The 778-nt window shown below is 68.4% G+C and carries 1 protein-coding gene; it reads right to left on the reverse strand.

From position 1 onward, the window contains the following. Positions 1-661 (reverse strand): hypothetical protein (locus tag NZ585_14920; protein MCS7081323.1); only part of this gene is annotated, 661 nt, incomplete at its 3' end. Positions 662-778: the final 117 nt, after the last annotated feature.

A 778-nucleotide genomic window follows, 5' to 3' on the forward strand; every position in this document is an offset into this window, starting at 1 on the left:
GCTTCAGGGGCGGCGGCGCAGCCTCGTCCGCCGCGCCGGACAGGGCGCAAAGGCTTTCGCCGTAGCGATCCAGGAGCATCCGGCGCAGCTCGTCCGCCATCTTCACGCCGCGCCGCGCGCCATCCGCCTTGAGGCCGCGGTGCAGCCATTCCGGTATATCCAACGTCAACCGGCTCAGCCGCTCCTCGCCCGGCGCAGCCGCTTGACCTTGGCTCGTGGTCGCTCCGGCTTCGCCCTGAATCCAGTCCTCCACGCTCGCCTTCTTCGGCACCGGCTTTGGTTTTCGCGGCGACTCAGCTTTCTTAAGCATTCGGCATTGCCTCCACTTCCGCCTTGAGCGCAGCGATGTCCTACGCCGCCGCGCCGCCCGGCTCGACTTCCTGCGGCAGCCGCCCGGCGGCCGCCGCCTCGGCGAAGATGACTCGCCGCTCACAACCGTTTTCAGCACCGGCAACCCGCAGCTCGTCGCCGCCGTCTGCGCCTCGCGTCCGATGACCGTCCCCGCAACCCGTCGGTTGATGACCAGCGCCGCCGGAATCTCCCGGTAAGTCGCCGCCTCCTGAAGCAACTGCGCCGCCGCCGTCGCCGCCCACAGGTCGTAGGGCGACGGCTGAATGGGGATGACCGCCAGGTCGGACGCCGGCAGGACTGAGCGCGTCACCGCCGCCGCCCGTCGCGTCCTCTTTTACAGAAATCAGTAAAACTGTGGAAGCTTACGGCGCGCAACGCGCGAAGGTCAAGCCGCGCCCGGCGACTTCGCTCTGTCATAGGTGAAGAA

This window comes from Chloracidobacterium sp., assembly GCA_025057975.1.
GTDB lineage: Bacteria > Acidobacteriota > Blastocatellia > Chloracidobacteriales > Chloracidobacteriaceae > Chloracidobacterium.